The sequence below is a fragment of the Flavobacterium sp. SH_e genome, from assembly GCF_025717045.1.
Lineage (GTDB): Bacteria > Bacteroidota > Bacteroidia > Flavobacteriales > Flavobacteriaceae > Flavobacterium.
This window is the reverse complement of the sequence record NZ_JAOVZN010000002.1, coordinates 112491-126768: the sequence shown is the minus strand read 5'-3', so window position 1 is coordinate 126768 and position 14278 is coordinate 112491. Positions and strand designations below refer to the sequence as shown.

Here is a 14278-nt window from a genome sequence, read left to right as displayed (position 1 = left end):
ATATACAACATCCCAACTTAAAAAGAATATGTGTGGCAAACTATAATATCAATTTGTTCTAATTGCTAAAGTTTTTAAAATATTAATTTTTATTGTTTAAAAATTTACTTTCAACCAGTTCATAAAAAATCTTACTTAAGAATACAGTAAGCGGAGTGATTACGAACCACATTATTAACAATTGAATTTCGTATTTTATATTAAAATATTTAAGTAATAAAAGGTTAACCAAAGCTAAAATTGGCCCATGAATCAAATATAGACTATATGATATTTTACCTAGTTCAGCCGAAATCTTGCTGGAAAAAAAAATAATAAAAATATTTTTATCAGGAAGAAATGTTATTTGATTCAATAAAAAAGATATTGAAAGTCCTAAAATAATTTCAGAATAAAATTCAGGTATTACTTTTAATTTGATTATTACTAGTGCAATTGCAAAAAGAATTATTAAAAATAAAAAAAAATATTTGTTGAATTTTAATCTATGTTCGTTATTAAAAGTATAGAAAGCCGATAGTAAACCTAAAAAAAATAGCACTATATATTGAGGTCTTGTAAAAGGCAAATAAATATTTACAAAGTAAGAAAAAATAAATGTTATACTTAATGAAATCAACCAATTCGCTTTTTTCCAGATAAAAAGCATTATCGGAAAAAGAAAATATATTTGCCATTCCAAAGCAACACTCCAATGAGCACCATTTATTTTGGAAATCCAGTATGTTTTTAAATTATGTATTAAAAGAAAATGTGCACCTATATTCTCGAAATTAATTGGAATTTTTGAATCCCAGTTTGTATTACTATTAACTTGTAAAACAGGGAATGTAATAATAATAATAATGCTTAAAATTAAAGCTACATAATAAGGTGGAACAATTCGTCTAAACCTTCTTTTAAAATATCTTTGTATACCTCCTTGAAAGTTCATTTCATTGTTTACTACTGGAATTGCCAAACAAAATCCTGAAAGGATAATAAAAACACCTACTGATAAATAACCAAGTTTTATTATTGAAAGTAAATTATTAAGAAACTCGTTTTTTGAAATAGTATTATTAAAATAAGTAAATAAGTAAGAATGATATATTACTACTATTAATGCACTATAACCTCTTATTCCATCTAAAAATTTAATTTTCATATTCTCTTTTTTTAAACTTTTACTTAAAGCTGAAAAGCTAATTTTATCCTTATCAAACATTTCCACTCTAATTAAGTACAAAAAATCAAATCAGTTGGCTTAACACTTTAATAATAGAGTTATATGTGCATTCAAAATTTTTCAAAGGATTGACTTTATCAGCCTACATACAACTCAAATATTTTTGAAACGATGAATTAGTCCTCTGTTCTTAAAATAAATCCATGAAAAAAACTTATACTTTACACCAAAGTTATTATTAACGACTTTAAAAATTTCTTTACTATATTTTTTATCATGTGAAATTCCACCCATATCATGAAATGCAACAACAGGCTCACTGAATGCACAAATTTTTCCTTTCTTTTGATAAATCTGTTGATTTAGATTAAAATCTGAAAAAACTTTGTAATCTAAATCATATTTTAAATCTTTTGATTTTTTGTAAAAACATCCCTGATGAGGAAGTGTGTTTTTCAGTTTTAACATAAATCCATTTGACGGAATTAATTTTTTACCACTCGATAATTCAACTGGAAAACAATTTATATCATTACTAATGTTATCAGATAGCTCTTTTATAGGTAGGTTTAACAAACGATCACCACAATTTATAAAATACACGAATGTCCCATTACTATGAGAAATACCTTTATTCATAGCATCATATATACCCTTATCTTTTTCAGTAATAAAAGTCGAAATTTCATCTAAATACTTATTAATCACTTCAACAGTACCATCTGTTGAACCTCCATCTATAATTATATACTCAAAACTATCCCTTTCATATGAAAGGATACTCTTTATAGTATCTTCAATCAGTTCAACATTATTATATACAACAGTAATAACAGATATTAATTTTGATTTCATCTTATTATTCTATGATTATTTTATTTTTATTAAAGCTTTCTTTGATTATTAACGAAAGAAAAAAGATTGGCCCTAAATAAAACACAAAATCAAACATGGTACCTATTGCTTGATTAAATTCTTTTAAAAAGGCAGGTATTAAGAAAAAACCATAAACCGCTAAGGCATATCTAAAAACACTAGTTATTCTAATCTCTATAATTTTTTTTCTAAAATAAGCAGTTAAAATCCCAACTAAAAAACTATAAATTATGCCACCAATGTATCCAAAAAAAATATGCCCTCTAACAAAAAAAACAGTATTAGGACCTAAAACAACATCATCAAATAGAGACGAAGTACTCCAATAAGTCTTAACCATCTGATACCCCATAGGCTCATAATAATCTGTCAACCTAAGCATTCCAAAAATACTATTGAACTCATATAAGAAATAATCAATAAAATTAAAATTGGCAAAAGAATCTCTCACTATCTGAGTTTTATAGTAAATCATTACATCTCCAAATTCCATTAATCTAAATCCTATGGCAAAAATTGGATTACCGTCTTCCTCCTCGATTTGAGCTTCTTTGATTACAATTGAAAGAAATAAAACTGCTGTAACAATCAAAAAGTATTTCATTTTTGACTTGATAAGTTTTTTAATATAGATAACAGAATCTGACCATATATTATTTTGCTGATAGAAATACCAAAAAACAGCTACAATACCAAGCGCTCCCGACTTAGATCCCTGCAATATCGACAACAAAAAATAAGCGACAAACATTACAAAAAATATAAATCTTTTTTTTGAAACAATCAATAACAGACATATGCAAATTAGCAAAAAGTTACTTAGGAAAAACACTCTTCTCATCCATCCTGTTCCTTCAACAAATCTAGATATTTTTGCTTCTGTTGGATTATCAGAAAATAAAGGCACTCCTGAGAGTTTTAAAAAATAAAGGCTTAATACTACATAAAGAATAAAGAAAAGTATCGTAAATATTTCAAGTAATTGCAAATCTATAAGTTTTTCAATCTTTGTATCATTTCTTACAGGTAATTTAATTAATCTAAAACCGATTGTAAATGTTAAAATTGAAAAGAAAACATAAAAGAAAAAATATGAATCTGTTGATAGGCTTAGACTTGAAGCCATCATTAGAACGGTAAACAGGAAAGGGTCAAATATTGAGAGCAAATATTTCTTAAATAAAAAAAATAAAAGAAATGAAAAAAAAATGTAATAAAGACCAAAACGTAAAACTAATTCTTCCATTGTTTATTTTTAACCTGATAAACAAATAAACATTTACTACAATCCAAACTACTTGTCATATTTGCTACTTAATGTCACTTTATTATATAATTCAATATAACGATTGGCTATAAAAGAACTATCAAATTCTTTAACAATCTTCTCTCTTGCATTGAAGCATAAATCTCTATAATTATCAGAATTCAAAACCCATTCAATTCCTGTTGCCAAATCTTTCTCTTGAAAAGGTTTTGCTAAATATCCTGTTTTTTTATGCTCGACAATGTCCAATAACCCTGTATGGCCAAAAGCAACAACAGGTGTCCCGCATGCCATAGCTTCACTTGCGGTTTGAGGTAATGTCTCTTGTAAACTGGGTACTACCATTAGATCAACAGCACTATAAAGAGACACTAGGCTTACATCATCATGTAAATGCCCTAAATAATGTGTTTTTAGTTTGAAAGGCTGTTTCTCTTTTGGTTCGCTACTTCCGAAAATAACAAACTCAATATTTTTATCATTTAATAAATCTAAAGAACCAACTAATTCTTTAAATCCCTTATTTACATCACTTGTTGCGCTCATCGCTCCGAAAAGTATTAATTTCTTATTAATGGGTAAATTCCAGAGACTTCTAGCATACTTTACATCTAACGGTTTAAAAATATTTGTATCAATTGGATTGGGTATGTTGACAACTTCATGATTTTTAAGAAGAGCACTTTCCTTTACGCAATTGGTTATCCATTTACTTAAACCTACTACTACCATATTTGATAATTTACTGTAGGTCTTTTTTTTTCGATTGAAAATTCTTCGACTCAAATCTATTTCCTTCCTGCTATCTAATCGAGGGCAACTACCACATTCTTCCTTGAACTTTATACACTCCCACATTATATGGCAACCACCTGTAAAAGCCCAATTATCATGTAATGTCCAAATTATAGGCGCTTTAATTTTGGCTAAATCTTCAATTTTTACCATTGCATTAGAAATCCAATGTAAATGTACTATATCTGCATTTATGGTATTAATTTGATTAACCAAATTGTTAAATCCAATCCAAGATGGGCTAAAAAGTGTTTTGGTTCTATTTTTATAGAACTTAACAGGAAAATTGTCCGCTATTGTGCGACATTTTTCCCAGATATTTTGAAAAGTACATGTAGTATAGGATTCTACAGTAAAATCATCCCCAAATTTATTTTGAACTAACATCCTACTTTCGATACCTTTCTCTAATAATGATTGATGCAATCTATATGAAGCTCTTGCAGCACCTCCCATATTATCATATGCATTAACAATTAATACCCTCATTTCTTAGAATGTTTAAAAAAATACTTATACAGTTAAAAACCTTTTATTATTTATATTTATTTAAGGAAGAGATCCATTTATCAATATTACCTGTTGGCAACTTTATATTAGTAACATAATCATTATCTATAAAATTTACCATATCAAGAACATCTTCTCTTTTAATTACATTTAAGTTAACATCTTTACTTATTTCTATTGCCCTATTATCAACAGCCAAAATCAAAGTTCTAATATTTTTTTGCAATGCTCTTACTCCTGCGTGTAATCTAGTTCCTATATAATCAATATTTCCCTTTTCAAGAAGGTTGTTGTATGCCTCAATTGATGGAGAGATAAGTTCAATGTTATGAAAGTTTTCGTTAATTTCGTTATAATAATGAAAATCATTCATACCTTGAATCCATAAATAAACCTTATTATAATTCTCTGATAAAATACGTAACATGGTTTTATCAAGTTCACTGTTTTTATGATAAAAAGTTAAAGTAGTCACAACTTCACTAGCCTTAGATATTGGTATTTGCTTACATTTTTCGGGACTAAGGCTCCATAATGTAGGACAACTTGTATTTATAACATTATTAATACCTATGCTTTTCAATTTATTAGCAGTGTACTCATCTCTAACAGAATGCAAAACATCCTTAGATAATATAGTTTTATAAATGGCTGCTGTATATTTATTAATTCCACCTTGATATTGCCACCAACCACACCCCATAAGCACAACCTTATTTTTCAAAAGTCGTTTATGTCCAAAATGAATTTTCCATTGAAAAATTCGATCTAGATTTGAAGATAGTAAATTTGTTCCTGAAACAAACAACAAATGACGTTCATTCATTGAAATCATAGCATCATGAGATGTATATAATTGGGTAGGAAAATCTGTAAACAGGTCGTCTGGGTAGATATCCCTTAGTTTACTATAAACACTGTCATAAATTATTAAATCACCAAGATTAGCTGTTCCGATCGAAGGATTAAGTATTCCATAATCTTTATATCGATTTGTCTCCGCATTATTATTTTGCACCTTAAACTTAGATACAATAAAGCCTCTCAAATAGGCTTTTAAAAAGATTAGTTTATTCATCATTTATTCCAAATACCTTTTGCTGTATTATTAATTATTTTAAAATATTGTAATGGTCGAAGTATAATGGCATATATTAAAGAACAGCATGTTGCTAAAACAACCCCTGAAGGTCCCCAGCCTAAATATTTACCAAAAAATATACTTAAGGGTACGTTTATAATCATTGTTATGATAGACGTATATAACTGCAACTTTATTTTTCCGACTCCGTTTATAAAGTTAACGTATATCATATTGAACGTCATCATTAAAACAAAAAGCGCCATACTCAAAGATAAATTCAAAGGAATCTCTATATTTTTTCCTATCCAAAAATTGTAAAACCATTTTGAAATAAAAATCATTATTAAAAGCAAAATTGGAACTAAAAGCCAAATCTTTTGAACAGTCGAAACAGTTCTCCTAATCCAAATGAAATCTTTTTTTACATAGGCTTCTGTAAAGCTTGACCAAAATGGTGTAAGCAAAATTGTATAGCCCATTGTAACAATCGAAAAATATTTAAACGCTAAATTATACTTTACTACATCTTCTGGTCCAAATAACTTAATAATAATAAAGTTATCACTTGAAAACAAAACTAAAGATGCGATTTGAACTATGAAAAACTTAAAACCTAAATTTGAAATATCATTTAAATGTTCCCTTTTCCATAATTTAAACTCTGGTTTATATGCCAAATAACTTGTATTGAAACTAATAAAATTAAAAATCAAAAGAATAACTACTGGAATAGCAGAAATCAAACTCCCGAACAACAGCAAAGAGCTTCTATTAGTTTTAGTAAGAAGCCAAATAACAATTAAGGATAATAATTGAGAAAAAAATTGAATTTTACCTTCAATAGAATGATGCTGATCTGCTTGATAGATAGTAACAATCAATTTAGAAACTAATTGCAATCCGAAAAAAGCAAATATTATAGGCAATAAAACAGATAAATCTCCACTTAAACTTTCTTTCGTATTAAAAACCAAAGTCCAATCAATAAATTGATTTAAAATAAAAAAAATTAAGACTATAAAAAGGCTAATGGCTCCAATGGTAAAATAAGCTGAACTAACATATGCCTTCGCTATTTCATAATTATTATTTGCTTTAGCTTCGGTAAATTTATTACGAAGTCCATTTCCTAATCCTATATCAAAAAATGAAAACCAAGATATAAACGAGCTTAATGTTAACCAAACACCATAATTATCGGTATCTAAATAATCAATAGTAATAGGTATTAAAGTAAAACTAATTGCAATCGTTCCAACCTTGAAAAAAAAAGACCAACCAATATGTTTAAGAATATTTTTGTTTCTTTTACTTTCAATGTTAATTTTGTTTTTAATGTCATTAATTAAAATGCCCTTTTTTAACTTACCCAAAATAACCCCACTTTTTATATTAATTTCCTAATAAAATATTTCATTTTATTAGACTGCAATTTTACAATACTATGTACTATATCCAATATTTTTATTGAAAACTATAACAATTCAAATTTCTTTTTAACTTATATAAAAAGAATAAGCATAACATACTAACCTTAAATTTCATTAAGGAGACCAAATGATACAATTAATTTCTTAAAATATTAAACAATTCTTTAAATTATAAATCTTTTAACAACTTCCTCAAGACTAACCACAATATTGTAATAAAGCCGGCTAAAAGACCACCAATCATCAATCCTTTAACTTTTCCAAAACGTTCTTTTTGTAATGGTAATATAGGTCTGTCAATTATCTGTATTAAAGGAGTCTCTCTTCTTAAAGTAACTTTAGCCAATTCTACTTGTTTTACCAACTCAGTTAAAATGGCAGTATTCGCCTGTACATCAACCTGTCGGCGAACTGATGGCGTTTTACGTACATTTAAAGCTGGATTTAAATTAAAAGTATTATCAGTTGCGACAGCAACTCCAGTAATAGCTGAATTTAACTCACTTCGAATTGAATCTCTTTGTCGCTCTAAAATATCCATATTTATTCTAGCCCTCTTACTTTTTGTTGAAACATAAAACTCAGAAACCTTTACAGCCAAACCTTCGCAAAAGTATTTTGCAAAAAGTTCATCATTATCAGAGACCTCAATAGTTATAATCGAAATTTTTTTATCTTTTTGTTCTACTTTTAATTCCGACTTAGATAATTTCTCATACATCGCCCCCATAATACTATCTTGATCTCTAGTAAAAGTCTTACGGTTAGCATTAGGTAAAAATTGAACAGACTCAAATCTTTGTTTCCCTTCCCATTTTTTGCGCCAGTTATTGTTTTGTATATACATCTCCGCAAGTGAAATCGCTTTATTATCAACGTTAACAGGCAATAATAATGTTTTCTCAACCATGGAACGCGATTTAAAAAGTTGTGTCAAATTTGAACTTGAAAACATTCCGCCACCACTACCCCCAACATCAAGACCTAAACTACTTGCTAAACCAAGAGCCCCACCAATATTAACATTTGAATTATCGTCTTCCAATGCAAATGATAATGTAGCGGTATAAATTGGCTTTTTAAGTAATGAATAAGTCAAACCTAAAGTTCCGCCAACTATAACTAAAGCACCTATAGTTTTCCATTTTGTAAGTAAAAAAACGTACCATTCTTTAAGATTTTCAATTAAATCTTTTAAAGAAATTTCATCTTTCTCTTTTGTAATATTATCCATAAAAAACCTACTTATTTAAATGCTGTAACAATCAATAATGCTAAACTTGTTAATACGCTTCCTATACTTACCCATTCTCCTGTGCTCATCTTTTTAGTCTCAGGTTTTTCAGGGACAACTATTTGTGAATCTGGCTCTACACTTGGGTAAAATCTAAAAAATAAGAATGATTTCGTTACATCAGCTTTTCCATTTGGATAAATTATATATGCTTTTTTCTTCCAACCTTTACTATCAACTCCTCCAACCGCATTAATATAATATTTAAATCCTTTCCCTGATCTATATGGTATTTCAGATGTCAATAATACATTTCCTGTTACTTTTACACCTTCATTGTAGACCGCAACTTCTATTTCGTCACCTGGAAATAGAGTCACATTGGAATAATGATTTTTATTCTTTACTATTTTTTCCCAGTTAATTGGAATTGTCGAAAATTTTAATTCATTTTCAAGTTTATCTATTAATTTATTATTTAACGTATCTGTTTTTAAATTCAAATCTACACTTTTTAATTTTTCAATTTGATCTTCCTTAATGGGTCTAAGAATTTTCATCCCTTCTAGATTAGCCACAGATGTCAACCCACCAGCTCTCATTACAACATTATAAACAGTTTCTTTTTTATTTGCTAAAACATATTTTCCTGGATAGGCAACTGCACCTTTAATAACTACCATCTGTGGTTTTTCATAAACAGCTATTCTTCGGATATTAACTACATCAAAAGGTTTTAAAATAAAATTCTTGGCTTGTTCATTATTATCTGCAGTAATTTCAAATTGAACTAATTCAATACGTTTTGGATCTGAATCATCAATAAAATCAGATTTTATCATTCTAGCAATTTCAACTCTTTTAGATGCTGATCCTGTTAGACCACCAACTTGTACAATTAAGTCGTTCAGAGTTAAATTCTCTAAATATTCATATTCTCCAGGATTTTTTACTTCTCCGTCAATAGTAACTTTATATTCTTCTCTAAAATCTAAAATAGAATAAACAGTAACTATATCTTCCCTTTTTAATTCAATATCAGCATTTAAATCACCAGACAATGCAGCATCTAAATCTACATTCATAATTTCTGTCGTTAAATCAGTTTTTAGACGAATTATTCGTGCTCTTTTACTGTATGCATCCTCTTTTAGCCCTTCAGCTCTAGTTATAAGATCCGAGACACGCATTCCTTCTGTAAACGAGTAATAATCAGGTCTAAAAACTGCGCCTTCTATTTTAATCCTGTTCTCAAAACGATTTAAGATTTTTGTAATTCTAAAAACATCTCCTGATTGAGGAAGGTAAGAATTGTATTCACTTTCATTTATGTCATGAACTTTAAATTCTTTACCTGTTTTCTGTAATACATTTACTGAAGCCGTATAAGCAAATTCATTAAAACCTGAAGCAAAATTTAATAAGTCTGAAAAGGTTTCTCCTTTTTTCATTTCAAAAATACCTGGACGTTTAACTTCTCCTTCTACAGTAACACGTTGACTATACGCTGGAATTCTTATAACATCATTTTCTTTTAAAGCAACATTGTCAGATTGATCTCCCTTTACTAAGAATCTATATATATCAATATTCTTATAGACTTTATTATTTCTAATTAATTCAATATTTCTATAACTTCCATTTTTTCCTGGACCTCCAGCTAAATGTAGAGCGTTATATACAGTTGCTAAAGAAGAAATTGAATAGTTCCCGGGCTGTTTACCACCTACAATCGTTATTTTTATTGTTCTTATTTGGCTTAAACTAACGCTTACCTGTGATTGTCCCGAACGAACAGTACTATAAACTTTTGCGATAGCAGCTTTTATTTTTTGAGTTGCAGCTTCAATAGACATTCCAGATACTGAAATTTGTCCCACATACTGAATAGCTACTTTGCCCTCAACTGAGACTGGTATTGATGCATTATACTCTTGAACACCATAAACACTTACTTGCAACTCATCACCCGGCCCTAAAACATAATTCACTGGAGTTGCCATCTTTAAATCTGGTTCAAAATTTAAAGTTGGATTATCAAACAATTCAGAACCAAAAATCAAGACATTAGTAGAGTCTTTAACTTTGTCATTTTTAATTTTGTCTTGTTTTCTACCAAACACATTTTTATCTTCTTGTTTTTGGGATTTATCTTCAACACCTTTATTTAATCTTGCCGAATAATCATTAAGTCTTGTCTTTAATTTATCATATTCCGTCTGACTCATTCCTTTTGATAATGCCATTGGCTCAACTTGTTCAATTGTAGTATTATTACTTTTTAGTTGTGCACTAATTTTAGCTAAGTCATCATCCGATAAATAATCTACTTTAATTGTACTTAAATCTTTACCTTTAAGAACATCTTGTGCCTTAATATTATAGGAAAATAAAAAAGTAAAAACTAAAATAAGAACGTATGTTATTTTTTTCATGCTGCTTTTTTTAATCTTAAAAAATAAATTTAATTAAAGATTTGTTTTAAGAATATTGCTTTTTATAATAATCTTTATAAGCCCCAGAAGTAACATTCTGCAACCATTCTTCATTATTAAGATACCAATTGATTGTTTTTTCTAAACCTTCTTCAAATGTTACTGACGGCCTCCATCCCAATTCTTTATTAATTTTTGAAGCATCTATTGCGTATCTTAAATCATGACCTGGTCGATCTTTTACAAATGTGATCAATTGTTGAGAAGTTCCTTCTGATCTTCCTAACTTTTGATCCATAATCTGGCATAATAATTTCACCAAATCAATGTTCTTCCATTCATTAAACCCACCAATGTTGTAAGTTTCATGATTCTTCCCTTCATGAAAAACTAGATCTATAGCAATAGCATGATCTTCAACAAATAACCAATCACGAGTATAGTTTCCGTCTCCATATACTGGTAATGGCTTATTGTTAATTATATTATTTATAAATAAAGGAATTAATTTTTCAGGAAAATGATAAGATCCGTAATTATTAGAACAATTTGTTAAAACATACGGCAAACCATAAGTTTCACCATAAGCTCTAACAAAATGATCTGAACTAGCTTTTGAAGCAGAATATGGTGAATTAGGGTCATACGCCGTTGTTTCTGTAAATAATCCTTCTGCTCCTAAACTTCCATACACTTCATCTGTACTAATGTGATAAAATCTTTTTCCATCAAAATTATTCTTCCACTGGTTTTTTGTCGCATTTAACAAATTCATGGTGCCAATTACATTTGTTTTAACAAATGCTAAAGGATCTTCGATCGAACGGTCAACATGAGATTCAGCTGCTAAATGCAAAACACCATCAAAACTATGTATTGAAAAAAGTTCATTAATGAAAACTTCATCAACTATATCTCCTTTTACGAAGGTATAATTAGACTTATCTTCAATATCTTTAATATTCTCAAGATTTCCTGCATAAGTTAATGCATCCAAATTGAAAATGTGATATTCTGGATATTTATTAACAAATCTTCTCACTACATGTGATCCAATAAAACCAGCACCTCCAGTTATAAGAATTTTTTTCATTTTATCTTTTTGATTACTTTACTTTAATAATTCTGAATTCTGTTTTTCTAATTCAGTATAAATATCTTTTACGTCTTGTGAACTCTCTTTCTGCAAAATCAGATTAGCAGTATCAGTATAAACAAAAATAGTATTTTCTAAACCAAGAAAGGTTGTATGTTTATCACATCCGATAACCATATTACCTTTAACATCAGTTGGATGTCCTTTAGATATTAAATAATCATAAACAGATTCAAAAGAGCCTAAATCTGACCAAGAAAAAGAAGCTGGTACAACTTTAATTTTTTTACTTCTTTCCATTACGGCATAATCGATGCTTATTGATGGAATTTCCATAGATAAATCTAAATCTAAGAAACCATCGTTACTTGCTTCCCATACCTGTTTTGATTTTCTATAAACATCTGGCTGAAATTGTTTTAATTCTTCCAAAAGGACACTTGCTTTAAAACAAAACATTCCACTATTCCATAGAAAATTACCTTTTGCAATAAATTCTTTTGCAGTCGTTTCGTTTGGTTTTTCACGAAATGAAACTACATTATCTCCCTTGGCTTCTATGTAACCATAACCTGTTTCTGGTTTAGTTGGAATTACACCAAAAGTCACAATAAATCCCTCATCAGCTTTAGAGATCGCTTCATTTATTGCCTCATTATAATTCTCCATTAAATCAATAATATGGTCAGAAGGAGTTATAATTAAAATATCATTTGGCTCTGAAGCAAATGCCGCAAATGCAATTGCCGCAGCAGTATTTCTAGGAGTAGCTTCAACAATATTTATATATGAAGTACTTGTTTTATCCATTACTTTGCCGCTCAGTTGAAAATTGTCAACATTTCCAACAACCATCACTTTATTTGCTAAATGACTATTTCGCTCAACAGTCATTTCAAACAAAGATTTTCCATCAAATATTTCAAGGTATTGTTTCGGTCGGCTTTTGCGCGAAAGAGGCCATAGTCTACTTCCAACTCCTCCAGTAAGAATTACATGTGTAACGGATTTATTTGAACTCATATATTTTTAAATAAAAAAAGAAAATTTAAAAACTTAAAGCCTATTATCAGCTAAAGATCCTAAAACTCCTTTTACATCATAAATTAAACTTTTGTCTTTTTGCAAATTTGAAAAATCAATTTCAAGAAATTCTGAGTGTGCTACTCCTAATACCAATGCATCAAATTTTTCTTTAGGCAAAATATTTACAGTTTCTAGTTTATACTCTCTCTCTACTTCCTCAATATTAGCAAGTGGATCAAAAACAGTAACTGTTATTCCGTAATCTTTTAAAGCTTTTATAACATCAACAATTTTAGTATTACGGACATCTGGACAATTTTCTTTAAAAGTAATTCCAAACATTAACAGATTTGCACCATTAACTGAAATTCCTTTTTTTATCATCAGCTTTACGATCTGTGAAGCGACATATTCTCCCATGCTATCGTTTAAACGTCTTCCAGCTAAAATTATTTCAGGATGATATCCAAATTCTTGTGCTCTTTGTGCTAAATAATAAGGATCAACTCCTATACAATGCCCCCCGACAAGACCTGGTTTAAAAGGTAAAAAATTCCATTTAGTAGCTGCTGCCGTTAATACTTCTTGTGTATCAATATTCATTAAATTAAATATTTTGGCCAATTCATTAACAAAAGCGATATTAATATCTCTCTGAGAATTTTCAATAACTTTTGCAGCTTCTGCCACTTTTATCGTAGGCGCAAGATGTGTTCCTGCTGTAATTACGGATTTGTATAAAGCATCAACTTTCAAACCTATTTCTGGAGTTGAACCCGAAGTAACTTTTAAAATTTTTTCAACAGTATGTTCTTTATCTCCAGGATTGATTCTTTCGGGAGAATATCCTGCGAAAAAGTCTTCGTTAAATTTTAAACCTGAAACTTTTTCTAAAACGGGCACACATTGCTCTTCTGTAACTCCTGGATATACAGTTGATTCATAAATAACAACATCTCCCTTTTTCAAAACTTTCCCGACCGTTTCACTCGATTTATACAAAGGAGTCAAATCTGGCCTATTATTTTTGTCTACAGGCGTAGGAACAGTAACTATATAATAATTACATTCTTTAATATCATTTATTGACGTAGTACAGTACAAGCCTTTTTCTTCATTTAAGCTTTTTACTAAAACTTTCTGTAAGACATTGTCTTCGACTTCTAAAGTGCTATCGGTTCCAGATTGTAAGGAACTAACTCTTGATTCGTTTATATCAAATCCAATAACTGAATATTTGGTAGCAAATAATCGCGCTAGAGGCAATCCTACATAACCTAAGCCTATAACTGCAATTCTTACATTATTTTCCAACTTCATATTTTTTTAATTTATTCTGGTCACTTAAACTCATGGC

General features: G+C 29.1%; 11 protein-coding genes. All 11 read right to left on the bottom strand.

What is annotated here, in order from left to right:
* Positions 1-82 precede the first annotated feature (82 nt).
* On the bottom strand, positions 83-1207 hold the full coding sequence (locus OD917_RS03550) for an acyltransferase family protein (protein WP_263522161.1): 1125 nt from the start codon (positions 1205-1207) through the stop codon (positions 83-85).
* Between the two features lie 114 nt (positions 1208-1321).
* Positions 1322-2023, bottom strand: coding sequence for a glycosyltransferase (locus OD917_RS03545; RefSeq protein ID WP_263522160.1), 702 nt, complete (start codon positions 2021-2023; stop codon positions 1322-1324).
* 4 nt (positions 2024-2027) lie between these two features.
* Positions 2028-3290, bottom strand: a complete 1263-nt coding sequence (locus tag OD917_RS03540) for an O-antigen polymerase (protein ID WP_263522159.1) — start codon at positions 3288-3290, stop codon at positions 2028-2030.
* A 48-nt stretch (positions 3291-3338) separates the two neighbouring features.
* Entirely contained in the window at positions 3339-4595 is a 1257-nt protein-coding gene (locus tag OD917_RS03535) for a glycosyltransferase family 4 protein (protein WP_263522158.1), read from the bottom strand.
* A 46-nt stretch (positions 4596-4641) separates the two neighbouring features.
* A complete protein-coding gene (locus OD917_RS03530; protein ID WP_263522157.1) occupies positions 4642-5697 on the bottom strand; it encodes a polysaccharide pyruvyl transferase family protein in 1056 nt (351 codons plus the stop codon).
* Positions 5694-7073 (bottom strand): lipopolysaccharide biosynthesis protein, encoded by a 1380-nt coding sequence (locus OD917_RS03525; protein ID WP_263522156.1) that lies wholly within the window; start codon positions 7071-7073, stop codon positions 5694-5696. Before OD917_RS03525 ends, OD917_RS03530 begins: the two co-directional genes overlap by 4 nt.
* A gap of 226 nt (positions 7074-7299) precedes the next feature.
* Positions 7300-8364, bottom strand: coding sequence for a Wzz/FepE/Etk N-terminal domain-containing protein (locus OD917_RS03520; RefSeq protein ID WP_263522155.1), 1065 nt, complete (start codon positions 8362-8364; stop codon positions 7300-7302).
* A gap of 11 nt (positions 8365-8375) precedes the next feature.
* Positions 8376-10799 (bottom strand): SLBB domain-containing protein, encoded by a 2424-nt coding sequence (locus OD917_RS03515; RefSeq protein ID WP_263522154.1) that lies wholly within the window; start codon positions 10797-10799, stop codon positions 8376-8378.
* Between the two features lie 46 nt (positions 10800-10845).
* The gene (gene rfbB, locus OD917_RS03510) at positions 10846-11892 is read right to left on the bottom strand and encodes a dTDP-glucose 4,6-dehydratase (protein WP_263522153.1); all 1047 of its coding nucleotides are present in this window, start codon (positions 11890-11892) and stop codon (positions 10846-10848) included.
* 18 nt (positions 11893-11910) lie between these two features.
* Entirely contained in the window at positions 11911-12918 is a 1008-nt protein-coding gene (locus OD917_RS03505) for a mannose-1-phosphate guanylyltransferase (protein ID WP_263522152.1), read from the bottom strand.
* A 33-nt stretch (positions 12919-12951) separates the two neighbouring features.
* On the bottom strand, positions 12952-14241 hold the full coding sequence (locus OD917_RS03500) for a nucleotide sugar dehydrogenase (RefSeq protein WP_263522151.1): 1290 nt from the start codon (positions 14239-14241) through the stop codon (positions 12952-12954).
* Positions 14242-14278 lie beyond the last annotated feature (37 nt).

What these genes read in the sequence shown, in the direction of transcription:
- OD917_RS03540 (WP_263522159.1), bottom strand. Translation starts at nt 3,290, where the DNA reads ATGGAAGAATTAGTTTTACGTTTTGGTCTTTATTACATTTTTTTTTCA.
- OD917_RS03515 (WP_263522154.1), bottom strand. Translation starts at nt 10,799, where the DNA reads ATGAAAAAAATAACATACGTTCTTATTTTAGTTTTTACTTTTTTATTT.
- OD917_RS03550 (WP_263522161.1), bottom strand. Translation starts at nt 1,207, where the DNA reads ATGTTTGATAAGGATAAAATTAGCTTTTCAGCTTTAAGTAAAAGTTTA.
- OD917_RS03505 (WP_263522152.1), bottom strand. Translation starts at nt 12,918, where the DNA reads ATGAGTTCAAATAAATCCGTTACACATGTAATTCTTACTGGAGGAGTT.
- OD917_RS03500 (WP_263522151.1), bottom strand. Translation starts at nt 14,241, where the DNA reads ATGAAGTTGGAAAATAATGTAAGAATTGCAGTTATAGGCTTAGGTTAT.
- OD917_RS03530 (WP_263522157.1), bottom strand. Translation starts at nt 5,697, where the DNA reads ATGATGAATAAACTAATCTTTTTAAAAGCCTATTTGAGAGGCTTTATT.
- rfbB (WP_263522153.1), bottom strand. Translation starts at nt 11,892, where the DNA reads ATGAAAAAAATTCTTATAACTGGAGGTGCTGGTTTTATTGGATCACAT.
- OD917_RS03545 (WP_263522160.1), bottom strand. Translation starts at nt 2,023, where the DNA reads ATGAAATCAAAATTAATATCTGTTATTACTGTTGTATATAATAATGTT.
- OD917_RS03520 (WP_263522155.1), bottom strand. Translation starts at nt 8,364, where the DNA reads ATGGATAATATTACAAAAGAGAAAGATGAAATTTCTTTAAAAGATTTA.
- OD917_RS03535 (WP_263522158.1), bottom strand. Translation starts at nt 4,595, where the DNA reads ATGAGGGTATTAATTGTTAATGCATATGATAATATGGGAGGTGCTGCA.